We start from the raw sequence: 23,425 nt of genomic DNA, 5'->3' as shown, positions 1-23,425 counted from the left end.
CCCGCAGCCTAGGCACCTACGTGCCCCCTACAAGCAGGTTTCCGGGATCCGGACGCCGAGACCGCGCGGAGGCGGCCCCGGAGCCGGCGGTTCAGCCCTTGGCGCCGATCGCCGCGTACACGTTGATGTCCGCGTCCGTGACGTCGTTGATGTCGCTGTACCGCACCTTCTCGATGTCCTCAAGCCCGGCGAGGAAGGACTCCTCCGGCTGCTCGGGGACGGGGGCGGCGTGGTCGGGCCGCCAGCGGTGCGCGGGGACCACGCCCGGGTCGGTGATCTCCAGACCGTTCTCCGTGAAGAACCGCTCGACGTCGGCCCGGGAGCGCAGCACGAAGGTGAACCCCCGCTCGGTGTACGTCCGCTGGACGGCGCGGATGTTCTCGGGGTTGAGGTCCTCGGTGAGGTGGCTCAGCACCAGCCGGCTGCCGGAGGGCAGTTCGTCGAGCAGTCCGCGCACCAGCGGGTACGCCTCCTCGTCCGCGACGAAGTGCAGGATGGCGACCAGGCACAGCGCGATCGGCCGGTCGAAGTCCAGGGTCTTCGCGGCCTGTTCGAGGATGCGGGCCGGGTCACGCAGATCGGCGTCGATGTAGTCCGTACGCCCCTCGGGTCCGCTGGTCAGCAGGGCGCGTGCGTGGGCGAGCACCACGGGGTCGTTGTCGACGTACACGACCCGCGACTCGGGCGCGAGACGCTGGGCGATCTGGTGCACGTTCTCGGCGGTGGGCAGCCCGGTCCCGATGTCCAGGAACTGCCGGATGCCGTCCTGCTCGACGAGCGTGGTCACCGCACGCCGCAGGAAGTCGCGGTTGTGCCGTACGTCGAGGTAGCCGCGCGGGTTGGCGGCCAGCGCGGCGGCGGCCGCGTCCCGGTCGGCGGCGTAGTGGTCCTTGCCACCGAGGAACACGTCGTAGACCCGGGCCGGGTGCGCCTTGCTGCTGTCGATCCTCCTCCGCAGCTCGGCGGGGTCCTGGCTGAGGGCGTCACCGGACATGGACGTCTCCCTGAGAGTTGATTGTTCAATCAGCAACCACTACGACGGTCAACAACCTAACGGTTCAACCGAGTTGGTGGTGCCCGTACGATCGCCCGGGACCGACTACTGCGTGGTCCCCTCCTCGACCCACTTCTCGCCGCCCAGCGGGAACTCGTACGCCGGGCGCCCGTTGTTGCCGCTCGTGCGGAAGGGCCGGCCGTGGTCGTCCACGGTCAGCGTGCCCGTCCGGCCGCCGCTCGACCAGGTCAGCTCCAGGTACCAGCTGACGTCGTACGCGGAGGCGTCGGCCCGGATGTAGTACACCTCCGGGTCGCTCTCACTCACCTTGAAGGGGAAGTCCGCGTGCCCCGCCTCGGGCACGACTCCCGGGCGCGCGGCGTCGAGAGCGACCGTGAAGAACCGGGTCGGCACCCCACCACCGCAGCCGACGCCCGGATACGCCATGGCGTAGTCGTTCCAGGCGAGCGGCGCACGCCTGCCCGCCATGCGGACCGTCAGCCGCTCGACGACCACGGTCTCCTTCCCCGTCCCCTGCACGGTCAGCTTGAGGAACTGCTCCCCCGACGGCACGGCCCCCGTCGCCGCGACCCAGCCGGGCGCGTCCTGTTCCGGCGGCGGCGGCCCGACCCGCTCCGGCGGCAGATTCACCAGGTAGCGCTGGGAACACGGGCTCTCCCAGGCGTGCGGCTGTGTGTGCACGGTGAGGGGAGCGGCACCGGAGGCGGTGTCCCGCCCGGGGCGGTCCTCACCAGTGCCGGTCCCGGTGCCCTTGCCGTCGCCCTTGCCGTTGCCGTTGTCGGCGGAGGGTGAGGCGGGGGACGAGGAGGCCGCCTTCTGCCCCTTCCCCCCTTCCCCCCTGCCCTTCTTCGCGCCGCCCGCGGTGGACGAACCGGCCGAGGGCGAGAGGGAGGCCGCCGCGTCCCGGTCCGTCCGCCCGTCGGCACGGCCGGAGGCCGCCGCCGCACCGCGCCGCCCGTCGTCGTCCGGCCCGCCCGAGGGAACGGCCACGGCGAGACCGACCCCGCCGAGGGCCACGGCCGCGGCGACACCGGCGAGAAGGGTACGGCGAGGGCGTCGCCGCCGGGGCTCACCCGAGCCGCCCGCTCCCGTGGAACCGCCTGCCGTCGGGCCGTCGGCTCCCGAGGTGAGCGGGCCGGCGCCGGAGGAGGCCGCCTGCGCATCGGCCACCGCCGGAAGGGGGCCCTGCGGGGAAGCCACCGGAACCGAGGCCCCCTCGCCCGGGGCCCCTCCGGAGGGGATCACCTCGGCGGAGACCACTCCGGCGGAGGGCTCGTCACCGTAGGCCCCTTCCCCGGAGGCCACCTCGCCGGAAGCCACTCCCGCAGAGGCCACCCCGGAAGCGGCCGCACCCCCGGAGGCCACCTCGGCAGCGGCCACACCCGCAGAGGCCGCACCCGCAGAGATCACCCCGGAAGCCGTCGCGCCGCTCCCCTTGCGCACCCGGCCGGCATCCGCCAGCACCCACCGCCGGTGCAGTTCGACGAGTTCGACGGGTGACGCCTTGCAGAGCCGGGCGAGTCGTTCCACCGGCGCGTAATCGGTCGGCACCGCGTCCCCGTTGCAGTACCGGTGCAGTGTCGACGTGCTCATGTGGAGCCGCTTGGCGAGCACCCCGTAGCTCAGCCCCGAGCGCTCCTTCAACTCCCCCAGCCGCGCGGCGAACTCAGCCGCAGCCGTGCCTTCCGACACCGTTCCTCCATGCCCCGTGTCCCGTTCCCCCGCTCCAGGGAATGACCGCTCTCCCTGGTCAGAGCCTGTGCGGGCGTTCCGACGCCCCTGATCGTCGCCGGGTGTGGCAGCCGGGACGGATCACCGCACAAGCTCAGATCATCCAAGCACGCCGCTCCGGGCGCTCCAGCAGAGCGACCCACTCGGGCCTGCTCACCCCTTGCCTTTGTCCGAAAGGAAACCCAGGACACAAGCAGCGGGAAGGACACGAGCGGCCCGACGGGCACGCGGGGAACGGGCAGCGGCCCGACGGAGGCGCAGGCGGCGGCGAAGGACAAGGGGAACGCCGGGAAGGGCACCGCGGTGACCGGCGTCTCCTGCAACGGTTCCCACACCACCGTCACCGCCCGGCCGGTCCCGCGACGGCGGCCCCTCCGCGATCCCGGCCCTGCCCGCCAAGGGCGTGTAATACGACAGCACGCTCACGGTCACCTACTGGCTGCCCGAGAGGGACGAGGCGCTGTCCTGCTGACGCCTGAGACCTACTGCTCCTTGAGCTTCTGGGCCACCTCGGTGGCCCAGTAGGTGAGGATGCTGCGCGCACCGGCCCGGCGGATGCCGGTCAGCGCCTCCAGGATCGCCCGGTCCCGGTCGATCCAGCCCTTCTCGGCGGCGGCCTCGATCATCGCGTACTCGCCGGAGATCTGATAGGCGGCGACGGGCACGTCCACGGCGTCCGCGACCCGGGCGAGGATGTCCAGGTAGGGCCCGGCCGGCTTGACCATCACCATGTCGGCGCCCTCCTCCAGGTCGAGGGCGAGCTCGCGCAGCGACTCCCGGATGTTCGCGGGGTCCTGCTGGTAGGTCTTCCGGTCGCCCTGCAACGAGGAGCCGACGGCCTCCCGGAACGGCCCGTAGAAGGCGGAGGCGTACTTGACGGTGTAGGCGAGGATCGCGACGTCCTCCCGCCCGATCTGGTCGAGCGCGTCGCGGACGACCCCGACCTGCCCGTCCATCATCCCGCTGGGCCCGACGACATGGGCACCGGCGTCGGCCTGCACCTGGGCCATCTCCGCGTACCGCTCCAGGGTCGCGTCGTTGTCGACCCGCCCCTGCGCGTCGAGCACACCGCAGTGCCCGTGGTCGGTCGTCTCGTCGAGGCACAGGTCGGACATGACGAGCAGGTCGTCGCCCACCTCGGCCCGCACGTCCCGCAGGGCGACCTGGAGGATCCCGTCCGGGTCGGTCCCCGGCGTCCCGAGCGCGTCCTTCTTGGACTCCTCCGGCACGCCGAACAGCATGATCCCGGAGATCCCCGCCGCCACGGCCTCCGCTGCGGCCTTCTTCAGGCTGTCCCGGGTGTGCTGCACGACCCCGGGCATCGCCCCGATCGGCACGGGCTCGCTGACGCCCTCCCGCACGAAGGCCGGGAGGATGAGGTCGGCGGGGTGCAGCCGGGTCTCGGCGACCATCCGACGCATCACGGGGTTGGTCCGCAACCGCCGCGGCCGAGTACCGGGGAAAGATCCGTACGTCGTCATGACCTCTACGCTACGCCCGCCCCAAACCCCCCGATACCGACGCCTTGTCGGCCCCTGCCGCGGGCATGCGGCGCCGAGCGCCCCCCGGAGCCCAGGCCCCCACATGCGCCCCCACACCCCCAGGTCCATCCTGAAATCGACAAGGACACGGACCCCGACGGCCCCCTCGCTCGCCGCCGCCGTCCCTCCGTACCCGGCCCCACGGAGGACGCGATGACCGCCCCGCACCACACCCCCGACCTCTTCGCCCTCTCAGAGCTCCACGGCCCGGTCCTGCGCCCCGGCGAACGCGCCTACGCCGACGAGGTCACCGGTTTCAACCTGGCCTCCCTGCACACCCCGGACGTGGTGGTCGGAGCCACCGGCACGGACGACGTCGTCACCGCCATGCGCTGGGCGCACGCCACGGGCACCCCGGTCGCCGTCCAGGCCACCGGCCACGGCGCCAACTTCCCGATCGAGCAGGGCCTGCTGATCAACACCTCCCGCATGACGGACGTCCACGTCGACCCCGCCACCCGCACGGCCACCATCGCCGCGGGCGCCAAGTGGAGCCATGTCATGGCCGCCGCCGCGCCGCACGGCCTGGCCGGCCTGTGCGGCACCTCAACCGACGCGGGCGTCGTCGGCTACCTCCTCGGCGGCGGTCTCCCGGTCCTCGGCCGGGTCTACGGCTACGGCGCCGACCTGGTCCGCTCCTTCGAGGTCGTCACCCCGGACGGCCGGCTGCGCGAGGCGGACCCCCGGCACGAACCCGAACTGTTCTGGGCCCTGCGCGGCGGCAAGGGCAACGTCGGCATCGTCACCTCGCTCGTCACCGAACTGCTGCCCCTGTCCCGGCTCTACGGCGGCGGCATCCACTGCCACGCCGAGCACACGCGGACGCTGCTGGGGGCCTGGGCGGACTGGACGCGCACCGTCCCGGACGAGATGTGCAGCATGTTCTCGGTGCTGCGCCTGCCGCCCATCCCCCAGATCCCCGAGCCCCTGCGCGGCGGCTTCTGGGCGAGGGTCGCGATCGCCTGGCCGGGCGATGCGGCCGAGGGCGAGGCACTGATCGCGCCGCTGCGCGCCGCCGCCCCCGTGGCCGTCGACACGGTGGAGGAGATGGACTGCGCGGCCATGGACCGCATCCACATGGAACCCCAGGACCCGCTTCCGGCGCGGGAGTGCTGCATGCTCCTGCGCGACCTGACGCCCGACGCCCTCGGCACGTTCCTGGAGCAGGTCGGTCCCGGGGCCGGCGCCGACCACCCGCTGCTGGTCGCCTCACTGCGGCACATGGGCGGGGCACTGGCCCGCCCGTCCGCCGTCGAGGACGCCGTCTGCGCCCGCGACGCCGGGTACTTCATGGAGTCGGTCGGCATCATGCCCGCCCCGCCCGTGGCCGAGGCCGTCGAACAGGCCACGCGCCGCCTCTACACCGCCATGGCCCCGTACGGCACCGGCCGCACCATGGTCAACATCCACGGCACCCCCGGCGACGAACAGGACATCGCCCGCGCCTGGACCCCGGAGGTCTACGCCCGCCTGCGTCACGACAAGGCCGTCTACGACCCCGACAACCTGCTGCGCTACGGCCACGCGGTGACTCCCGCGTAGCCGCAGCGACAGAACAGAAGGGGATCAGGTCGTCGAACGCCGCCGCCGGGCCCCCGGCCGCCGCTCGCTCGGCCGTGTCACCGGATCGCCGGCCTCCAGAGCCGCCGCCCGGCGCTTCGCGCCGAAGTCGGCCAGGGCTTCCGCCAGCTTGTGCACGGACGGCTCGGGAGCCATCACGTCCACGCGGAGCCCGTGCTCCTCGGCGGTCTTGGCCGTGGCCGGGCCGATACAGGCGATCACGGTGACGTTGTGCGGCTTGCCGGCGATGCCGACCAGGTTCCGCACGGTCGAGGACGACGTGAACAGAACGGCGTCGAACCCACCGCCCTTGATCGCCTCACGGGTCTCCGCCGGCGGCGGCGAGGCCCGCACGGTCCGGTAGGCCGTGACGTCGTCGACCTCCCAGCCGAGCTCGATCAGCCCGGCGACCAGCGTCTCCGTGGCGATGTCGGCGCGCGGCAGGAACACTCGGTCGATCGGGTCGAACACCGGGTCGTAGGGCGGCCAGTCCTCCAGCAGACCGGCGGCCGACTGCTCACCGCTCGGCACCAGGTCCGGCTTCACGCCGAACGCGATCAGCGCCTTCGCCGTCTGCTCGCCGACGGCCGCGACCTTGATGCCCGCGAAGGCACGGGCGTCGAGCCCGTACTCCTCGAACTTCTCCCGCACGGCCTTGACCGCGTTCACCGAGGTGAAGGCGATCCACTCGTAGCGGCCCGTCACCAGGCCCTTGACCGCGCGCTCCATCTGCTGGGGCGTGCGCGGCGGCTCGACGGCGATCGTCGGCACCTCGTGCGGCACGGCCCCGTACGACCGCAGCTGGTCGGAGAGCGACGCCGCCTGCTCCTTGGTCCGTGGCACGAGCACCTTCCAGCCGAACAGCGGCTTGGACTCGAACCACGCGAGCTGGTCGCGCTGGGCGGCGGCGGAACGCTCACCGACCACGGCTATCACCGGCCGGCCGCCGTCGGGCGAGGGCAGCACCTTGAGCTGCTTCAGCGTCTGCGCGATCGTGCCGAGCGTGGCGGTCCAGGTGCGCTGCCGGGTGGTCGTGCCGGCGACGGTGACCGTCAGCGGCGTGTCCGGCTTGCGCCCGGCGGAGACGAGTTCGCCGGCCGCCGCGGCGACGGAGTCCAGCGTCGTGGACACGACGACCGTGCCGTCCGACGCCCCGACCTCCGTCCAGCACCGGTCCGACGCCGTCCGCGCGTCCACGAACCGCACGTCCGCGCCCTGCGCGTCCCGCAGCGGCACACCGGCGTACGCGGGCACACCGACGGCGCTCGCGATACCGGGGACGACCTCGAAAGGCACCCCGGCGGCGGCGCACGCCAGCATCTCCTCGGCGGCGTACGTGTCGAGGCCCGGGTCCCCGGACACGGCACGCACGACCCGCCTGCCGCCCCGCGCGGCCTCCATGACAAGATGTGCGGCATCCCGCACCGCGGGGACGGGCGCGGTGGTTGACGTGCCGTCAACTACCGTCAGCTGGGGCGTTCCTGTGCCCGGAGCAGGGTCCTGCGAAGGATCCGGGTCCGTGTGCACCTCGGAGACGCCCTGCCTGGCGTGCTGACGTACGACGTCGAGCACCTCGTGCTCGGCGACGAGAACGTCCGCGTGCGCCAGCGCCTCCACGGCGCGCAAGGTCAGCAGTCCCGGATCTCCGGGTCCGGCACCCAGGAAGGTGACGTGCCCGTGTTCAGGACCGGCGGAAAGGGCGGTGGGGCTCACTGTGCTCGCTCCCCCATCAGACCGGCCGCGCCCTGGGCGAGCATCTCGGCCGCGAGTTCGCGACCGAGCGCCATTGCCCCGTCGTGCGTCTTGGGCACGGGACCGGTGGTGGACTGCTGCACCGTGCGCGAGCCGTCGGTGGTCCCGACGACGGCGCGCAGGCGCATTTCCTTGACAATCTGCCCGTCGGCCTGGGTGTCCCCTCGCTCGAGCGGAGCCGAGAGTGGGGGAAGGTCGGCCAGCGCGCCCACAGGGGCACTGCAACCGGCTTCCAGGGCGGCGAGCAGTGATCGCTCGGCCGTCACGGCGATCCGCGTGAACGGGTCGTCGAGCTCGCCGAGCGCGGCGATGAGGTCCGCGTTGCCCGCGGTGCACTCGATCGCCAGGGCCCCCTGGCCGGGGGCGGGCAAAACCGTGTCGACCGACAGGAAGTCGGTCACCTCGTCACCGCGGCCGATCCGGTTCAGTCCGGCGGCGGCCAGCACGACGGCGTCGAGCTCCCCGCTGCGCACGAACCCGATGCGGGTGTCGACGTTGCCGCGGATCGGAACCGTCGCTATGTCCAGGCCGTGGCTGCGGGCGTACCCGTTGAGCTGCGCCATGCGGCGCGGCGAGCCCGTACCGATGCGCGCCCCGGGGGGCAGGTCGGTGAACTTCAGCGCGTCCCGGGCGACGATCACGTCCCGCGGGTCCTCGCGCTCGGGCACGGCGGCTACGACCAGTTCGTCGGGCTGCGTGGTCGGCAGGTCCTTCAGCGAGTGCACCGCGAAGTCGACCTCGCCCCTGAGCAGCGCGTCGCGCAGGGCGGTCACGAACACGCCGGTGCCACCGATCTGGGCGAGCGCCTCACGCGAGACGTCGCCGTACGTGGTGATCTCGACGAGCTCGACGGGCCGCCCGGTCACCCGGCTCACGGCTTCCGCCACCTGCCCGGACTGGGCCATGGCGAGCCTGCTGCGCCGGGTGCCGAGCCTCAGCGTCTTGTCGGTCATGCCGGGCCTCGGTCTCTCTGGGTGGTGCTTTCCTCGGCCCGGGAGACGGCGGCCACCGTCTCGGGGTCGAGGTCGAACAGGGTGCGCAGCGCGTCGGCGTACCCGGCGCCGCCGGGTTCGGCCGCGAGTTGCTTGACCCGCACGGTCGGCGCGTGGAGCAGTTTGTCGACCACGCGCTTCACGGTCTGGGTGATCTCGGCTCGGTGCTTGTCGTCGAGGCCGGGCAGTCGCCCGTCCAGCCGGGCGATCTCGCCGGCCACGACGTCCGCGGCCATGGTGCGCAGGGCGACCACGGTCGGCGTGATGTGCGCGGCCCGCAGTGCCGCCCCGAAGGCCGCGACCTCGTCGGAGACGATACGCCTGACCTGGTCCACATCGGCAGCCATCGGAGCGCCCGCGGAGGCCTCCGCCAGCGACTCGATGTCCACCAGCCGCACCCCGGCCAGCCGGTGCGCGGCCGCGTCGATGTCCCGGGGCATCGCCAGGTCCAGCAGGAAGAGCACCGGCTCCGGCCGCTGCGCTTCCTCGACCGGCTCGGGCCGGCGCCGCTCGGGGATGCGCCCGACGGTGGCGGCGGTCGCGGCGAGCGCGGCGATGGCGTCGGTGTCCGCGGCCGGGTCGAGTGTGCCGGCCGCCCCCGGCCGGGTGGGGCCGGCCGCACGCCGGGCGTCGCCCGCCGTGCCTTTGTCCACCCATGCCGCGTGCTGCTCCAGGTCGGCGGCGGCCATGCCGGCCACGGCGGCCTCGCCCAGCACGGAGAAGCCGGCGGTGCCCTGCACCGCGGACAGGTCCAGCGGGCAGCCGTCCTCGGTGCCGAGGCCGGTGCCCGGGGCACCGCCCCGCTGCGTGCCGGGACCGGTCGCGGAGCCGGAGGCGCCGCCCGGCGCTCCGGGCCCGGCCGACGGCACGGGCGTACGGCCCTCGACCGCCTCGGCGACCGACTCGGCCGTCAGGACCAGGCCCGTCGCGCCGGTGCAGGAGACGGCGACGTCGGCACGTGTCAGCTCGGCCGGCACCGACTCCATCGGTACCGCGCGGGCCGCCACGTCCGTGTCGTCGCCCTCCATGAGGATCTGGGCGAGACGCTCGGCGCGGTCGAAGGTGCGGTTGGCGACGACGATCTCGGCGACACCGGCCCGCGCGAGCGTGGCCGCGGCCAGGGAGGACATCGACCCGGCCCCGATGACCACGGCCTTCTTGCCCCGTGCCCACCGCTGTACGTCGCCGCCCCGGGCCAGCTGCTCCAGGCCGAAGGTGACCAGGGACTGGCCGGCGCGGTCGATGCCGGTCTCGGAGTGGGCGCGCTTGCCGACCCGCAGGGCCTGCTGGAACAGGTCGTTCAGCAGGCGTCCGGCGGAGTGCAGCTCCTGCGCCCGGGCCAGGGAGTCCTTGATCTGGCCGAGGATCTGGCCCTCGCCGACGACCATCGAGTCCAGCCCGCAGGCCACCGAGAACAGGTGGTGGACGGCCCGGTCCTCGTAGTGCACATAGAGATAAGGAGTGAGCTCCTCCAGGCCGACGCCGCTGTGCTGGGCGAGCAGCGTGGACAGCTCGGCGACACCGGCGTGGAACTTGTCCACGTCGGCGTAGAGCTCGATGCGGTTGCAGGTGGCGAGCACCGCGGCCTCGGCGGCCGGTTCGGCGGCGACCGTGTCCTGGACCAGCTTGACCTGCGCGTCCGTGCTCAGCGCGGCGCGCTCCAGCACGCTGACCGGGGCGCTGCGGTGGCTCAGTCCGACGACGAGGAGACTCATGCCGGCATCACGGCGGGCATGTCCCCGTCGGGTCCCTGGTCGGCGGACTCGCTGCGCGCGGCGGCGGCCGGGACGCCCCCGTCGGAGGCGGCGGCCTCCTCGCCGGCCTTGCGCTGCTCGTGGAAGGCGAGGATCTGCAGCTCGATGGAGAGGTCGACCTTGCGCACGTCGACGCCGTCCGGCACGGACAGCACGGTCGGCGCGAAGTTCAGGATGGAGGTGACACCGGCGGCCACGAGCCGGTCGCAGACCGCCTGGGCGGCACCGGCGGGGGTGGCGATGACACCGATCGACACGCCGTTGTCCTGGATGATCTTCTCCAGGTCGTCGGAGTGCTGCACGGGGATGCCGGCGACGGGCTTGCCGGCCATGGCCGGGTCGGCGTCGATCAGCGCGGCGACCCGGAAGCCGCGGGAGGCGAAACCGCCGTAGTTGGCGAGGGCGGCGCCGAGGTTTCCGATACCGACGATCACGACCGGCCAGTCCTGGGTGAGCCCCAGTTCGCGGGAGATCTGGTACACGAGATACTCGACGTCGTAGCCGACACCCCTGGTCCCGTAGGACCCGAGGTAGGAGAAGTCCTTGCGCAGCTTCGCGGAGTTGACTCCCGCCGCGGCCGCGAGCTCCTCGGAGGAGACCGTGGGAACCGAGCGCTCCGACAACGCGGTCAGAGCGCGGAGGTACAGCGGAAGCCGGGCGACGGTGGCCTCGGGAATCCCTCGGCTGCGGGTCGCCGGTCGGTGAGTTCGGCCAGTTGCCACGGTGCTCCTGCGGGTAGAGCGGGGCTGTAGGCGGTCATACGTCCCTACATGACCGCCCCGTCGAATGCAGGCTATGTCTTTGTGAACGCGTGCACAAAGATGGTGTCCGATTTGCCCGGCCAACGTGACCGGGGTCACGCGCCCCCGGCGCACGCGCAGGGAACCGGTGCATACGCACCACCGTTCCTTGTCTTTCGGGGGCAAAACCGCACACTCTCCTCAGTGAATCCCGCCCCCGAGACCAAGTCACCATCGATCCTAAGCGACCCGAAGGCCGCTTTGGACTGATCGGTCAGTCGCCGGCCGGCGGGATCAGTCGGTCAACGCCTTGCGCAGGCGGTCCTCGTTCACGCGCCAGAACGTGTGCTGCCTGCCGTCCACCAGCACGACCGGGATCTGCTCCCAGTACTGGTCGTGCAGTTCACGATCCTCGGTGATGTCCTTCTGCTCCCAGGGGACTCCGAGATCACCGCACACCTTCTCCACAACGACCTGTGCGTCATCACACAGATGACAGCCGGGCTTGCGGATCAGGGTGACGAGCCGGTCCCGAGGGGGCCTGCGACGCAAGAGGGGACTCATGTCCGCCATTGTCGCGCGCCCGCGGACCGGGGGGATCCCCGGGAAAGCGCCGGGCGGCGCGCAGGGCGCGCCCGTCCCGCACGGCGTCTTTGGCGCCACGCTTGCCGAGAGTTCACACAGTCCCAACCTCTCGGCTCCGGAACCCCCGAACAAAATGGCTATGCTCACGCCATGGCCGCTCTCGGATGGCTCACTCCCCGTAGGCGCTCCGCCACGGCGCGGAGCGTTTTGGCAGGCGAGGCCTCGGCGGAGGCAGCACGCAAGTCCTCACAGGAGGTCGCCGGCTCGACCGAGGAACCGCAGTTCCCGGTGCACGGCGACGACCAGGCCGCCGCCTTCTTCGACCTGGACAACACCGTCATGCAGGGCGCCGCCCTCTTCCACTTCGGGCGTGGCCTGTACAAGCGGAAGTTCTTCGAGACGCGCGAGCTGGCCAGGTTCGCCTGGCAGCAGGCGTGGTTCCGCCTCGCCGGGGTCGAGGACCCCGAGCACATGCAGGAGGCCCGCGACTCGGCCCTGTCCATCGTCAAGGGCCACCGCGTCGCCGAACTCCAGTCGATCGGCGAGGAGATCTACGACGAGTACATGGCCGAGCGCATCTGGCCGGGCACCCGGGCCCTCGCCCAGGCCCACCTGGACGCCGGCCAGAAGGTGTGGCTGGTGACGGCCGCCCCCGTCGAGATCGCCACCGTCATCGCCCGCCGCCTCGGCCTGACCGGCGCCCTCGGCACGGTCGCCGAGTCCGTCGACGGCGTCTACACCGGCAAGCTGGTCGGCGAACCACTGCACGGCCCGGCGAAGGCCGAGGCGGTCCGCGCCCTGGCCGCCGCCGAGGGCCTGGACCTCGGCCGCTGCGCCGCCTACAGCGACTCGCACAACGACATCCCGATGCTGTCGCTGGTCGGCCACCCCTACGCCATCAACCCGGACAGCAAGCTGCGCAAGCACGCCCGCAAGCTGGACTGGCGCCTGCGCGACTACCGCACGGGCCGCAAGGCGGCCAAGGTCGGCATCCCGGCCGCGGCCGGGGTCGGCGCGGTCGCCGGCGGCACGGCGGCCGCCATCGCCCTGCACCGCCGCCGCCGCTGACCACCTGATCAAACCGGGACACGGATGTTTGCGGCCTGACAATCCGCGTAAATCCAACTGGCGTACCCCCACAACCTCGTGTCCAGTCCTCTTGGCTGCACACGGCCACAACACGCCCCGGACTCAGCCGTGATCCGAAGCTTTCTGATCAACAAACGTTCACAGTCCGGCACTTGATGCGGCGTCAATCGGTTACGGAAGCGACGTAACCGATGATTTGAGCAACTCGGTGTAGCAGCGCCTGCACGAAGCGTTATTCTCCTCAGACGCAAACCGGTACCCCTCCGTCGCTACGACGGGTGAAAGGTCCCGCACTGCACGTGATGGAAGCTCTGCCTCTGGGAGTCCCGTGTACCCACACGTCGGGGTTGACGCCTCGGGCCTGGCTACGCTGCGCGCAACGGTCCAAGACCTGTTGCGCGGCTTCGTCCCCACCGCGTACGCCGTCCCCGCATTCGCCACCGCCGCGCCCGTAGGCCCTTGCTACGCCCTGGCCGAAGGCAGCGCCGCGGTCGGCAGACGAGGGCGCCCGTCCGGCGCGGCCACCGTACGACGGCCTGCCGCTGACAGCGACAGCGCCAGGATGATGGATCTCGTGGAGCGCGCCCAGGCGGGCGAGTCCGACGCCTTCGGCCGTCTCTACGACCAGTACAGCGACACCGTCTACCGGTACATCTACTACCGGGTCGGAGGAAAGGCGACCGCCGAGGACCTCACCAGCGAGACCTTTCTGCGTGCCCTGCGCCGCATCGGCACCTTCACCTGGCAGGGCCGTGACTTCGGCGCCTGGCTCGTGACCATCGCCCGCAACCTCGTCGCGGACCACTTCAAGTCCAGCCGCTTCCGGCTGGAGGTCACCACCGGCGAGATGCTCGACGCCAACGAGGTCGAGCGCTCCCCCGAGGACTCCGTCCTGGAGTCCCTCTCCAACGCCGCCCTGCTCGACGCCGTACGGCGGCTCAACCCCCAGCAGCAGGAGTGTGTGACGCTCCGCTTCCTCCAGGGCCTCTCCGTGGCCGAGACCGCCCGGGTGATGGGCAAGAACGAGGGCGCCATCAAGACCCTCCAGTACCGGGCCGTCCGCACCCTCGCCCGGCTCCTGCCGGAAGACGCCCGCTGACCGGCCCACACGCTCGGCGACATCCAACTCACGGTCCGTGAAAGTCCGTTGACTTCGGCATCCAATGAGCCGTCGTCCGTAACCCAAGTGCCGCGCCGCTCGTTGTGCGGGATGCAGGCTCCCTGTGGTCACCCCCTGGCCGACACCGGTCACTCGATCGTGTGGTCGTGGTCAGGGTGTGCAACCCTCAGGACCCCCTGGGGAGTCGACCGTCATGACGAGAGGAGGTGCCGCCAGTGATCGCGAACGTATCGGCGCACCGGCGGGCGAACGCCTTCGCCCAGGCCCTGGAGGAGCAGTCCGAGCAGGGCACGGCGGCCGAGCAGCCAGAAGGATCGGCACCGGCCCCGGCAGTCGCGGAACCGAGCGAACACGCCCGCCATCTGGCGCTCGCCTCGGGCCTCGACGCGTTGCCCAAGCCGGAGCTCGACCCGGAGGTCAAGGTCGTCCAGCGGGCCCAGCTGGTGGCCGCTTTCGAGGCCATGCTCCAGGAGGGCACCGCGGGCGGCGGGGCGACGGACGGCGCGGTCCCCGAGCAGCGCTCCCGGGCCCGTGGCGCTCACCGCGCGAGTTCGCTGAAGAAGTTCCGGCCGCGTTCCCGGCTCGCCAAGGGCCTCACCGCGGGCGGGCTCAGTGTCGGCGTGGCCGCGAGCGCCTTCGGCGGAGTCTCCGCCGCCAGCTCGGACGCCCTGCCCGGCGACTCGCTCTACGGCCTCAAGCGCGGCATCGAGGACGTCAAGCTCGGCCTGGCCGACGGGGCGGACGAGCGGGGCCGGGTCTACCTCGACCACGCCTCCACCCGGCTCAGCGAAGCCAGGCGCCTGATGGAGCGCGGCCGTAGCGGCCCCCTGGACCACGAGTCCCTCGGCGAGATCCGCCGCGCCCTGTCCGGCATGCGGCACGACGCGTCCGAGGGCCATCGGCTGCTGAGCGAGGCGTACGAGCACGACCCGGACTCACTGGGCCCGATCCAGGCCCTGTCCGCGTTCTCCCGCTCCCACCGCCAGGCCTGGGGCGAACTGCGCGAGCGACTGCCCGTCCAGCTCGGAGACGTCAGCGAGCAGGTGTCGTCCGTGTTCGACGCCATAGACGAGGACGTCGCCCCGTTGCAGTCGCTGCTCCCCGAGCCTCCGGCCACGGGCGGCGGCGACGGCAAGCGGCGGGGCGCCTCCGAGTCGGCCCCCAGCGGCTCCTCCGGCACCGACCGCTCGACCCGCCCCAGCGACGGCGGCGACAGGCGCAGCGACGAGGGCAGCACCGGCAGTGGCAGCCCCAGCCGCTCGGCCGGCTCCGGCAGCGACAGCGACGGCCTGCTGGGCGGCAACACCGGCGGCCTGCTCGACCCTCCGAAGGACAAGGGCGGCGAGGCGAGCACCTCCCCGTCGGCGGAGAGCGACACGCCGGTCCCCGAGCCCGACGTGACCCTCCCGCCGCTCCTGCCCGGCCTGCTGCCCGGTCTGGGCATCGACAGCGAGGACGCGGACTAGACGACGGCGACGCAGTGGTGGGGGCGCCCCTGGTTCAAGGGGCGCCCCCACAGCCGTACGCGGACAGGGTCAGAAGAACACCGACCTCAGAAGAACACCGACCGCCGCTGCACCAACAACTTGTAGAGCGTGTGCTGGATCTGCTCCCTGACCTGGTCGGTCAGGTTGAACATCAGCATTGGGTCCTCGGCCGCCTCCGGCGGGTAGCCGTCCGTGGGGATCGGCTCGCCGAACTGGATCGTCCACTTGGTGGGCAGCGGGATCGCCCCGAGCGGCCCGAGCCACGGGAACGTGGGCGTGATCGGGAAGTACGGGAAGCCCAGCAGCCGCGCGACCGTCTTGGCGTTGCCGATCATCGGGTAGATCTCCTCCGCCCCGACGATCGAGCAGGGAATGATCGGCGCCCCGGCGCGCAGGGCGGTCGAGACGAACCCGCCCCGGCCGAAGCGCTGGAGCTTGTAGCGGTCCGCGAAGGGCTTGCCGAGCCCCTTGAAGCCCTCCGGCATCACCCCGACCAGCTCGCCCTGCTCCAGCAGCCGGGACGCGTCCTCGGCGCACGCCAGGGTGTGACCGAGCTTGCGGGCCAGCTCGTTGACCACCGGCAGCATGAACACCAGGTCCGCGGCGAGCAGCCGCAGATGCCGGCCCGCCGGGTGGTTGTCGTGCACGGCGACCTGCATCATCAGCCCGTCCATCGGCAGCGTGCCGGAATGGTTGGCGACGATCAGGGCGCCGCCCTCGGACGGGATGTTCTCGACGCCCTTCACCTCGACCCGGAAGTACGTCTCGTACAGCGGGCGCAGCAGGGACATCAGGACCTGGTCGGTGAGCTCCTCGTCGTAACCGAAGTCGTCGACCTCGTAGTCACCGGTGAGGCGGCGGCGCAGGAAGGCCAGGCCGCCCGCGATCCGCCGTTCCAGCCCGCCCTCGCCGTCCCGGGAGGGCTCCGGCGGCTGTTCCTCGGAAGTCACGGGAACATCGTCCTGCGGCTCGGCCCGGGTGGGCAGGGGCTGCACCTCACGGACCGGCACGGACTCCGCGCCCGGGCGGCGGTTCCCGGCGCTCCGGCGCCGCTGGGGGCGCTGCGCCGCGCTCCCGCGGGACCGGTCGTCGTCGAACGGAATGACCTTGGCGTCCGCCATCGTTGATGCGCTCCTCAGTTGGCGCTCTGCGTCGGGGAGTGTCCGCCGCCCGCCAGAGGCAGGTCGGCGAGCCGGTCGACGGCCCTCGCGAGGGCCTCGGGCGGAAGAAGTCCGGGACCCTGACTGCGGGCGAAGTCCGCGAACGTCTCCGCGGTCGTGTACTTGGGCTGGAATCCCAGCGTCTCGCGCATCTGGCCCGTGGCCACCACCCGGCCGTGCGTGAGCAGCCGGATCTGCTCGGGCGAGAAATCCGTCATCCCCAGCGTACGCACCAGCGAGCCCGCCCAGGTGACGGCGGGCAGCAGCAGAGGCACGGTGGGGCGGCCGAGGCGCCGGGAGCACTGGGAGAGCAGCAGCACGCCGTCGCCGGCGATGTTGAAGGTGCCGCTGTTGAGGGTGCCCCGACGGGGTTCGTGCGAGCCGATCCGCAGCACCTCGATCACGTCGTCCTCGTGCACGAACTGCAGCCGCGGGTCGTAGCCGAACACGGTGGGCAGGACCGGCAGCGCGAAGTACGAGGCGAGCGGTGTGTCCGCGGTCGGGCCGAGGATGTTGGCGAACCGCAGCACGCACACGGCCACATCGGGCCGGCGGCGCGCGAAGCCGCGGACATAGCCCTCGACCTCGACGGTGTCCTTGGCGAAGCCGCCGCTGGGCAGGGACTTGGGCGGGGTCGTCTCGGTGAAGACGGCCGGATCGCGCGGCGCGGACCCGTAGACGTTGGTGCTGGACTTCACGACCAGCCGCTGCACGGCCGGGGACTTCTGGCAGGCACCGAGCAGCTGCATGGTGCCGATGACGTTGTTCTCCTTCAGGGACGCGCGGCTGCCGCTGCCGAGCGGGGTGCCCGTCACGTCCAGGTGGACGATCGTGTCGGCGCCCGTCTCGGCGAGCACCCGCGCGATACCGGGCTGGCGGATGTCGGCCTGGACGAAGTCCGCACCGCCCAGATGGTGCTCGGGCGGCACCGCGTCCACGGCGATGACCCGCTCCACCTCGGGGTCCCGCTGGATGCGTCGGACGAACCGGCCCCCCAGCTGGCGGGCCACTCCGGTCACGAGCACGACCTTGCCCAAGATCAGCGCCTTCCTTCCAGAACCTCTTGTTCCGCCGCGTTCCCCCGTGGGGCCAACTTAGCGGTTCGTCGTTGCGCTGTGATGACCGCCCGATGCGCGAAGTGACCGAAGCCGGCCGGACGCGGGAGCGGATACGCGTGTGGCCCCCCACCGGTGGTGGGGGGCCACAGCAACGCTCTCGCGGTGTCCGCGTCGCGAACTTACTTCTTGTTGCGACGCTGAACGCGCGTGCGCTTGAGCAGCTTGCGGTGCTTCTTCTTCGCCATCCGCTTGCGCCGCTTCTTGATAACAGAGCCCACGACTACCCTCGCTCACTTCTCATCACTCGGTGTTTGGGCGCCATGGGCCCATACGACCTACGAGGGGTCAGCCTACCCGTCCGAGCGCTGAGGTCGTAATCGAGGGGGCCGGGGAGATCCCGAAGTGCCCTGTGAGGATCGCCCCGGCCCTTGCCGTCAGGCGGTTTCCACCCCCACGTAACTCTCGCGGAGGTACTCGTGAACCGCTTGCTCCGGGACGCGGAAGGACCGCCCCACACGGATCGCGGGCAGATGACCACTGTGCACCAGCCGGTACACGGTCATCTTCGACACTCGCATCACCGAGGCGACTTCCGCCACGGTAAGGAACTGAACCTCGTTCAGAGGCCTCTCGCCAGCTGCAGCCATGACACACCTGAACCTTCCGCACTCGACGGCCACCGGCTTCCCCTTCCGGTGACTCTTCGTCGTTGCGTGCTCACTCCCCAATGTAGGGGCCAGTGATGCGAGTGGGGAAGAGGTGCACCCATCGGCGGCCTACTGTGACAGACACGCCCGATTGAGTACGTAGCGGGTAAGCGGCAGGTAGTAATCGGACCGCACGCCGTCATCAAGTGGAACGACGACGGACACGGACCCCTCGGCCTGGCCCACGAACAGCGCCGGGTCGTCCGTATCGGCCGGCCCGATGGCCTCGAACCCCAGCTGACCTGCCCCGCAGACCCAGCCGTGGTCCCCGATCACCAGCTCGGGAAGGGGCCCGCCGGCCTCCGCACAAGCGGCCAGTACGGTACGAACCGGGAGAGGTGAGTGCGTATGTGCGCCGGGCTCACAACCGGGGCGTTCCGTCCCCGGGGTCCGCACCAGCGCGACTCCTCGTACGTAGTCGAGGACGTGCGTACGTAGACCGAACCGGGTCGTTATGTCGACACGGCGACCCTGCGCGGGGGTGAGAACGACACATCCCGCCGCCGACAGGGCGTCTGCCAGAGCGCCGTAGAAACCGAGCAGCCGGTGCGGGTGCCCGGTGCCGAGAAGCACCGGGGCGCGGCGCCGGGCGGCCTCGGCGAGGCGTTCCGCGAAGGCGTCCAGCGCCGCCAGGGTCCGCTCCGGATCGATCACGTCCTGGCCGGAAACCTGCCGGGAATCGGCCGAAACACCACACCGGTCCGCCATCAGCTCGATCAACTCCCGCTGCGGCCAGGCCCCTTCGGGATCGATGCCGATCAGCACCCTGGGGTCCCGGGCGGCGAAGAGCCGGTAACTGCGCAGGCTGGCCTCACGCGAGGTCGCCACGGTCCCGGCGAGCCGCGCGCCCACCAGATGAGCACGCAGGGCTTCGGTGGTCAGCACAGGGAGATCGTGCGCGACCGGCACCGCGGCTGTCCCGGGAACCGGCGAACACCGCACGGTCGGCCTACGCACGGCAGCGCGCCCGGGAAGGGATCACCCCCTCACGCCAGCAGCCCCCGCAGCGGGAACACCGCCCGCCGGGCCGCCAGCACCGCCTGGTCCAGCCGGTCCGCCGGGTCGTAACCCTCCTCCCAGCCGCTCCAGGACACGGGCCAGCGCCCGTCCGTCATCCGGGCCGGGGCCAACTGCCGCGTCCTCGCGAACACTTCCTGCCGCCAGCCCTCGGGGATCACCGCCTCGGGCTCCACGGCCCGCCCGGCCGCGATCGCGACCAGATGCGTCCACGAACGCGGGACGACCTCGACCACCGCGTAACCGCCTCCGCCCAGGGCCACCCACCGCCCGTCCGCATACGCGTGCGCCAGGTCGTGACAGGCCACCTGCACCGCCCGCTGCGCGTCCAACGACACCGCCAGGTGCGCCAGCGGATCCTCGAAATGCGTGTCGGCGCCGTGCTGCGTCACCAGCACCTGCGGCCTGAAGTCCGCGATCAGCTCCGGCACCACCGCGTGGAACGCCCGCAGCCACCCCGCGTCCCCGGTCCCGGCCGGCAGCGCCACGTTCACCGCCGAGCCCTCCGCGGAGTCCGCCCCGGTCTCCTCCGGCCACCCGGTCTGCGGGAACAGCGTCCGCGGATGCTCGTGCAGGGAGATCGTCAGCACCCGCGGGTCCTCCCAGAACGCCGCCTGCACCCCGTCCCCGTGATGCACGTCGACGTCGACGTACGCGACCCGCTCCGCCCCGAGCTCCAGCAGCCGCGCGATGGCCAGCGAGGCGTCGTTGTAGATGCAGAAGCCCGACGCCCCGCCGGGCATCGCGTGGTGCAGCCCGCCCGCGAAGTTCACCGCGTGCAGCGCCTCACCGCGCCACACGGCCTCCGCCGCCCCCACCGACTGCCCGGCGATCAGCGACGACACCTCGTGCATCCCGGCGAACGCCGGGTCGTCCATCGTCCCCAGCCCGTACGACTGGTCCGCCGACGCCGGGTCCACCGACGCGGCCTTCACCGCCCCGATGTAGTCCTCCCGGTGGACGAGCCGCAGCGTCGACTCCCCGGCCGCCTTCGCCGCGACGACCTCCACCTCGCGGTCCAGCCCGAAGGCATCGACCAGCCTCCGGGTCAGGGCCAGCCGGACGGGGTCCATCGGATGCCCCGGACCGAAGTCATAGCCCGTTACTGCCTCGTCCCACATCAGCTGTGCGCGGCCGCTCATGCCCGCCACCGTATCGGTCCGGTTGAGGCGCGAACGACCGGGCGTACACCAGTGTCACCAGCACCAACACCATCGGCACCAGCATGGCCCCGCGATAGCTCCACAGATCCCCGAGCGCACCCACCAACGGCGAACCGATCAGGAACCCCACGTAGTTGAAGACGTTCAACCGGGCCACGGCCGCGTCGGACGCCCCCGGGAACAGCCTGCCGGCCGCCGCGAACGTCTGCGGCACCAGCACGCACAACCCCAGCCCCAGCAGCGTGAAGCCCAGCATCCCGACCCATGCCCCGGGCGCCGCCGCCACCACGGCGAACCCGCCCGCCGCCACCAGCGCACCGCCCCGCACCACGGCGACCGCCCCGAACCGCCGCACCCCGAGGTCCCCGATCGCCCGCCCCAGCAGCGTGGTGATCATGTACACGTTGTAGGGCACCGTCGCCAGCTGCTCGGAGCTGCCCAGCACGTCCTGCAGATACTTCGCGCTCCAGTTGGAGACCGTCGAGTCCCCGATGTACGCGACCGTCATCACCAGGCACAACGGCAGCAACAAGGCGAAGACGACCGTCCGCCCCTCCCCGCCCTTCTCCTCCCCCACCGCGGCCGCCGCACCCCGGTCGTCCACGTACCACCGGCTCCCCACCAGCACGGCCGGCAGCAGCACCAGCACGACCGGCAGATACGACACCCACAACGCCAGGTGCCAGTGCGCCCCCACCCACGCCAGCGACGCCCCGACGATCCCGCCCAGGCTGTACGCCGCGTGGAAACTGAGCATGATGCTGCGCCCGTAGGACCGCTGGAGGCTCACCCCGAGCATGTTCATCGACGCGTCGAGCACCCCGACCGCGAGCCCGAACGCCGCGAGCGCGACCCCGAGCTCCACCATCCGCTCCCCGGCCCCCACACCGAGCAGCGCCAGCAGCACGACGGGCTGGGACCAGCGCAGCAGCCGGCTCGGCCGTACCCGCTTCACCAGCCGCTCGGTGGTCACGCTCCCGACCCCGGCGAGGATCGGCACCGCGGCCAGGAACGCGGGCAGCAGCGCGTCGGAGACCCCGTACCGGTCCTGGATGGCCGGGATCCTCGTCACGAGCAGAGCGAAGGCGACCCCCTGCACCAAGAAGCTGAACGCCAGCGAGGCCCTGCCGCGCCGCAGCACATCAGTCATGGCGGCGAGCGTAGGGCCCCGGCTTACCCGTGGGTAGATCCAGCCGAAGATGAGTTTTCCTCAGCTTCACGCGGCCAGGGCCGGCTCGGCCTGCCTGACCTCGCTGCCGGCGGCCTCGGCCGTGAGCATCCGCTCCATGGGCCCGGCGCCGAACGCACCGCCGAGTACGATCCCGGCCCCCACGGCCCCGAGGAGAACGACCGATCCGAGCCACACCATGGTGTCCACCGGCACCGTGAACGCCCCCACGATCCGCACGAGGCACTCCGCGAGGAGCACGCCTCCCCACACGGCCGAGAAGACCCGTTCCTTGCGCCGGAAGTCCGCCGACGCCACCGCGGTCCCGTCCATCAGCCGCCCCCAGGCGGCCTCCCTGGCCGCGTCCTTGACCAGGAACGGCTTGAGCGCCGCGGTCATCATCGGCCGCCCCAGCACGACGGACACCAGGATCCCGACACCCACGATGCTGCTGACGCCGCTGTCCTTGGCGAGCATCAGCCGCGGATCACCGGAGACGAAGCCGAGCATCAGCGAGACGACGTTCACGACGAGGACGAGCCCGGCGATCCCGTTGACCTTCCGCTCCCTCACCGCGCCCCACCCGGTCCGCAGAGCGGGGACGACGCTGCTCCAGGCGAGGGCGGCGAAGGTGCTCGCCCCGAAGCCGTCCTTGAGGAGGTAGTACGAGCCCATGGGGACGGCCACGTCCGGGATCAACGGCAGGAAGTGGTTCGGCCTGCCCGTCCGCCGGCCCGTTCGCGTGGTCCTGGTCTTCGTCGTCATGCTCTCAGCGTGCCGTTCGGCGACCGGCGTCAGTAGGCACGATCGTCCGGACCTCCGCATGACAATTGTCAGACGAGCAGGTCGGTCAACTCCGCCATGTGCGAAAAGAGTTGAGTCGCCCCCGCGAGCTTCTCGGCGGGCGTCATCCCCGTGAACCCGTACACGTCCATCCCGGCAGCGACGGCCGCCCGCACTCCCAGCGGACTGTCCTCCACGACGACACACCGTTCGGGCGCCACACCCATGTGCTCCGCCGCGTACAGGAACAGGTCGGGGGCCGGCTTGCCCCGCCCCACGTCCTGCGAGCTGAAGATGCGGTCGTCGTCGAACCAGCGGTCGAGCCCCGTCGTCCGATGCCCCACCCGGATCCGCTCATGACTCCCGGAGGAGGCCACGCAGTACGGCACTCCGTCGGCGGCCAGCTTCTCCAGGACGTCGCAGGCCCCGGCCACGGCCACCAGCTCCTGCTCGAACGCGGCGAACACCCGCGCGTGGAAGACATCGTCGAAACGGTCCGGGAGCCGCTGCCCTGTCCGCTCGTACACCAGCTCGTGAATCCGGTGCATCGCCGATCCCATGTAGTCCCGGATGGACTCCTCGTACGAGGTGGGGTGCCCGAGCTCGGTGAGATAGGCGGCGAGCAACCGGTTGGAAATGGGCTCACTGTCGACGAGAACACCGTCATTGTCGAAGATCACCAGGTCATAGCGCATACCTGGAGCCTAAACGCAGAAAGCCCCCGCATCCGAAGATGCGGGGGCTTTCTATAAAAATTGTTCGGCGGCGTCCTACTCTCCCACAGGGTCCCCCCTGCAGTACCATCGGCGCTGTAAGGCTTAGCTTCCGGGTTCGGAATGTAACCGGGCGTTTCCCCTACGCTATAACCACCGAAACACTATGAAACTGTCAGCCGCACCACGTGTGGCACGTGGGGCTGTTCGTGGTTTCAGAACCAACACAGTGGACGCGAGCAACTGAGGACAAGCCCTCGGCCTATTAGTACCGGTCAACTCCACACGTT

21 protein-coding genes and 1 rRNA gene are annotated in these 23,425 nt (G+C 71.5%); 4 read left to right on the top strand and 18 right to left on the bottom strand.

The features are described from left to right. Positions 1–91: 91 nt before the first annotated feature. From AC0665_RS00110 to hemB, 3 genes are all read right to left on the bottom strand, one after another. Positions 92–994 (bottom strand): SAM-dependent methyltransferase, encoded by a 903-nt coding sequence (locus tag AC0665_RS00110; protein WP_468635204.1) that lies wholly within the window; start codon positions 992–994, stop codon positions 92–94. 105 nt (positions 995–1,099) lie between these two features. Further along, positions 1,100–2,707, bottom strand: coding sequence for a helix-turn-helix domain-containing protein (locus AC0665_RS00105; RefSeq protein ID WP_478704137.1), 1,608 nt, complete (start codon positions 2,705–2,707; stop codon positions 1,100–1,102). A gap of 521 nt (positions 2,708–3,228) precedes the next feature. Further along, a complete protein-coding gene (hemB, locus tag AC0665_RS00100; RefSeq protein WP_468414663.1) occupies positions 3,229–4,227 on the bottom strand; it encodes a porphobilinogen synthase in 999 nt (332 codons plus the stop codon). 213 nt (positions 4,228–4,440) lie between these two features. On the opposite strand from hemB, the gene AC0665_RS00095 reads away from it, so the two are divergent. Further along, positions 4,441–5,829, top strand: coding sequence for an FAD-binding oxidoreductase (locus AC0665_RS00095; RefSeq protein WP_478704136.1), 1,389 nt, complete (start codon positions 4,441–4,443; stop codon positions 5,827–5,829). A 24-nt stretch (positions 5,830–5,853) separates the two neighbouring features. Here the strand turns inward: AC0665_RS00095 and AC0665_RS00090 are convergent, their stop codons facing one another. From AC0665_RS00090 to AC0665_RS00070, 5 genes are all read right to left on the bottom strand, one after another. Beyond that, positions 5,854–7,560 carry a bifunctional uroporphyrinogen-III C-methyltransferase/uroporphyrinogen-III synthase gene (locus tag AC0665_RS00090; RefSeq protein ID WP_363122648.1) on the bottom strand — a complete coding sequence of 569 codons (1,707 nt, stop codon included), beginning with the start codon at positions 7,558–7,560 and terminating at the stop codon, positions 5,854–5,856. After that, positions 7,557–8,552: a hydroxymethylbilane synthase gene (hemC, locus tag AC0665_RS00085; RefSeq protein ID WP_468414659.1), complete on the bottom strand. Its 996-nt coding sequence runs from the start codon at positions 8,550–8,552 to the stop codon at positions 7,557–7,559. Before hemC ends, AC0665_RS00090 begins: the two co-directional genes overlap by 4 nt. Then, the gene (locus AC0665_RS00080) at positions 8,549–10,306 is read right to left on the bottom strand and encodes a glutamyl-tRNA reductase (RefSeq protein ID WP_478507545.1); all 1,758 of its coding nucleotides are present in this window, start codon (positions 10,304–10,306) and stop codon (positions 8,549–8,551) included. The genes hemC and AC0665_RS00080 overlap by 4 nt, the downstream gene beginning before the upstream one ends. Then, complete coding sequence (locus tag AC0665_RS00075) at positions 10,303–11,067, bottom strand: redox-sensing transcriptional repressor Rex (protein WP_363122645.1); 765 nt, start codon at positions 11,065–11,067, stop codon at positions 10,303–10,305. Before AC0665_RS00075 ends, AC0665_RS00080 begins: the two co-directional genes overlap by 4 nt. Positions 11,068–11,379: 312 nt before the next feature. Then, on the bottom strand, positions 11,380–11,658 hold the full coding sequence (locus AC0665_RS00070) for a glutaredoxin family protein (protein WP_363122644.1): 279 nt from the start codon (positions 11,656–11,658) through the stop codon (positions 11,380–11,382). Between the two features lie 162 nt (positions 11,659–11,820). On the opposite strand from AC0665_RS00070, the gene AC0665_RS00065 reads away from it, so the two are divergent. The 3 genes from AC0665_RS00065 (at position 11,821) to AC0665_RS00055 (ending at position 15,345) form a co-directional block, all read left to right on the top strand. Continuing rightward, on the top strand, positions 11,821–12,738 hold the full coding sequence (locus AC0665_RS00065; protein WP_363122643.1) for an HAD family hydrolase: 918 nt from the start codon (positions 11,821–11,823) through the stop codon (positions 12,736–12,738). 349 nt (positions 12,739–13,087) lie between these two features. After that, a complete protein-coding gene (locus AC0665_RS00060) occupies positions 13,088–13,858 on the top strand; it encodes an ECF subfamily RNA polymerase sigma factor, BldN family (RefSeq protein ID WP_363122642.1) in 771 nt (256 codons plus the stop codon). Positions 13,859–14,094: 236 nt separating this feature from the next. Continuing rightward, a complete protein-coding gene (locus AC0665_RS00055; RefSeq protein WP_478611322.1) occupies positions 14,095–15,345 on the top strand; it encodes a DUF5667 domain-containing protein in 1,251 nt (416 codons plus the stop codon). Positions 15,346–15,431: 86 nt separating this feature from the next. On the opposite strand, the gene AC0665_RS00050 is transcribed toward AC0665_RS00055, so the two are convergent. The 10 genes from AC0665_RS00050 to rrf form a co-directional block, all read right to left on the bottom strand. Beyond that, positions 15,432–16,487: a 1-acyl-sn-glycerol-3-phosphate acyltransferase gene (locus AC0665_RS00050; RefSeq protein ID WP_363122640.1), complete on the bottom strand. Its 1,056-nt coding sequence runs from the start codon at positions 16,485–16,487 to the stop codon at positions 15,432–15,434. Positions 16,488–16,501: 14 nt separating this feature from the next. After that, positions 16,502–17,563, bottom strand: coding sequence for an NAD-dependent epimerase/dehydratase family protein (locus AC0665_RS00045; RefSeq protein WP_363122639.1), 1,062 nt, complete (start codon positions 17,561–17,563; stop codon positions 16,502–16,504). A 200-nt stretch (positions 17,564–17,763) separates the two neighbouring features. After that, positions 17,764–17,862, bottom strand: a complete 99-nt coding sequence (locus tag AC0665_RS00040; RefSeq protein WP_003948845.1) for a 30S ribosomal protein bS22 — start codon at positions 17,860–17,862, stop codon at positions 17,764–17,766. A 156-nt stretch (positions 17,863–18,018) separates the two neighbouring features. Next, positions 18,019–18,231, bottom strand: a complete 213-nt coding sequence (locus AC0665_RS00035; protein WP_004984898.1) for a helix-turn-helix domain-containing protein — start codon at positions 18,229–18,231, stop codon at positions 18,019–18,021. A gap of 129 nt (positions 18,232–18,360) precedes the next feature. After that, on the bottom strand, positions 18,361–19,176 hold the full coding sequence (locus AC0665_RS00030; RefSeq protein WP_478704135.1) for a phosphatase: 816 nt from the start codon (positions 19,174–19,176) through the stop codon (positions 18,361–18,363). Between the two features lie 101 nt (positions 19,177–19,277). Beyond that, a complete protein-coding gene (locus AC0665_RS00025) occupies positions 19,278–20,450 on the bottom strand; it encodes an acetoin utilization protein AcuC (protein WP_478704134.1) in 1,173 nt (390 codons plus the stop codon). Further along, a complete protein-coding gene (locus AC0665_RS00020) occupies positions 20,401–21,621 on the bottom strand; it encodes an MFS transporter (protein WP_478611325.1) in 1,221 nt (406 codons plus the stop codon). The genes AC0665_RS00025 and AC0665_RS00020 overlap by 50 nt, the downstream gene beginning before the upstream one ends. Before the next feature lie 66 nt (positions 21,622–21,687). Then, positions 21,688–22,404: a VC0807 family protein gene (locus AC0665_RS00015; RefSeq protein ID WP_478704133.1), complete on the bottom strand. Its 717-nt coding sequence runs from the start codon at positions 22,402–22,404 to the stop codon at positions 21,688–21,690. Between the two features lie 68 nt (positions 22,405–22,472). Continuing rightward, positions 22,473–23,117, bottom strand: a complete 645-nt coding sequence (locus tag AC0665_RS00010; RefSeq protein ID WP_468635180.1) for an HAD family hydrolase — start codon at positions 23,115–23,117, stop codon at positions 22,473–22,475. Between the two features lie 62 nt (positions 23,118–23,179). Continuing rightward, positions 23,180–23,296: ribosomal RNA gene (gene rrf, locus AC0665_RS00005) — 5S ribosomal RNA — on the bottom strand. Between the last annotated feature and the right edge of the window lie 129 nt (positions 23,297–23,425).

It is taken from the genome of Streptomyces sp. NPDC043685, from assembly GCF_056436585.1.
This window is presented reverse-complemented; position numbering and strand designations above follow the sequence as displayed.

Coding starts and splice junctions, on each gene's coding strand:
- AC0665_RS00015 (WP_478704133.1), bottom strand. CDS start 22,404: ATGACGACGAAGACCAGGACCACGCGAACGGGCCGGCGGACGGGCAGG.
- hemB (WP_468414663.1), bottom strand. CDS start 4,227: ATGACGACGTACGGATCTTTCCCCGGTACTCGGCCGCGGCGGTTGCGG.
- hemC (WP_468414659.1), bottom strand. CDS start 8,552: ATGACCGACAAGACGCTGAGGCTCGGCACCCGGCGCAGCAGGCTCGCC.
- AC0665_RS00025 (WP_478704134.1), bottom strand. CDS start 20,450: ATGAGCGGCCGCGCACAGCTGATGTGGGACGAGGCAGTAACGGGCTAT.
- AC0665_RS00020 (WP_478611325.1), bottom strand. CDS start 21,621: ATGACTGATGTGCTGCGGCGCGGCAGGGCCTCGCTGGCGTTCAGCTTC.
- AC0665_RS00095 (WP_478704136.1), top strand. CDS start 4,441: ATGACCGCCCCGCACCACACCCCCGACCTCTTCGCCCTCTCAGAGCTC.
- AC0665_RS00035 (WP_004984898.1), bottom strand. CDS start 18,231: ATGGCTGCAGCTGGCGAGAGGCCTCTGAACGAGGTTCAGTTCCTTACC.
- AC0665_RS00065 (WP_363122643.1), top strand. CDS start 11,821: ATGGCCGCTCTCGGATGGCTCACTCCCCGTAGGCGCTCCGCCACGGCG.
- AC0665_RS00080 (WP_478507545.1), bottom strand. CDS start 10,306: ATGAGTCTCCTCGTCGTCGGACTGAGCCACCGCAGCGCCCCGGTCAGC.
- AC0665_RS00070 (WP_363122644.1), bottom strand. CDS start 11,658: ATGGCGGACATGAGTCCCCTCTTGCGTCGCAGGCCCCCTCGGGACCGG.
- AC0665_RS00110 (WP_468635204.1), bottom strand. CDS start 994: ATGTCCGGTGACGCCCTCAGCCAGGACCCCGCCGAGCTGCGGAGGAGG.
- AC0665_RS00050 (WP_363122640.1), bottom strand. CDS start 16,487: ATGGCGGACGCCAAGGTCATTCCGTTCGACGACGACCGGTCCCGCGGG.
- AC0665_RS00010 (WP_468635180.1), bottom strand. CDS start 23,117: ATGCGCTATGACCTGGTGATCTTCGACAATGACGGTGTTCTCGTCGAC.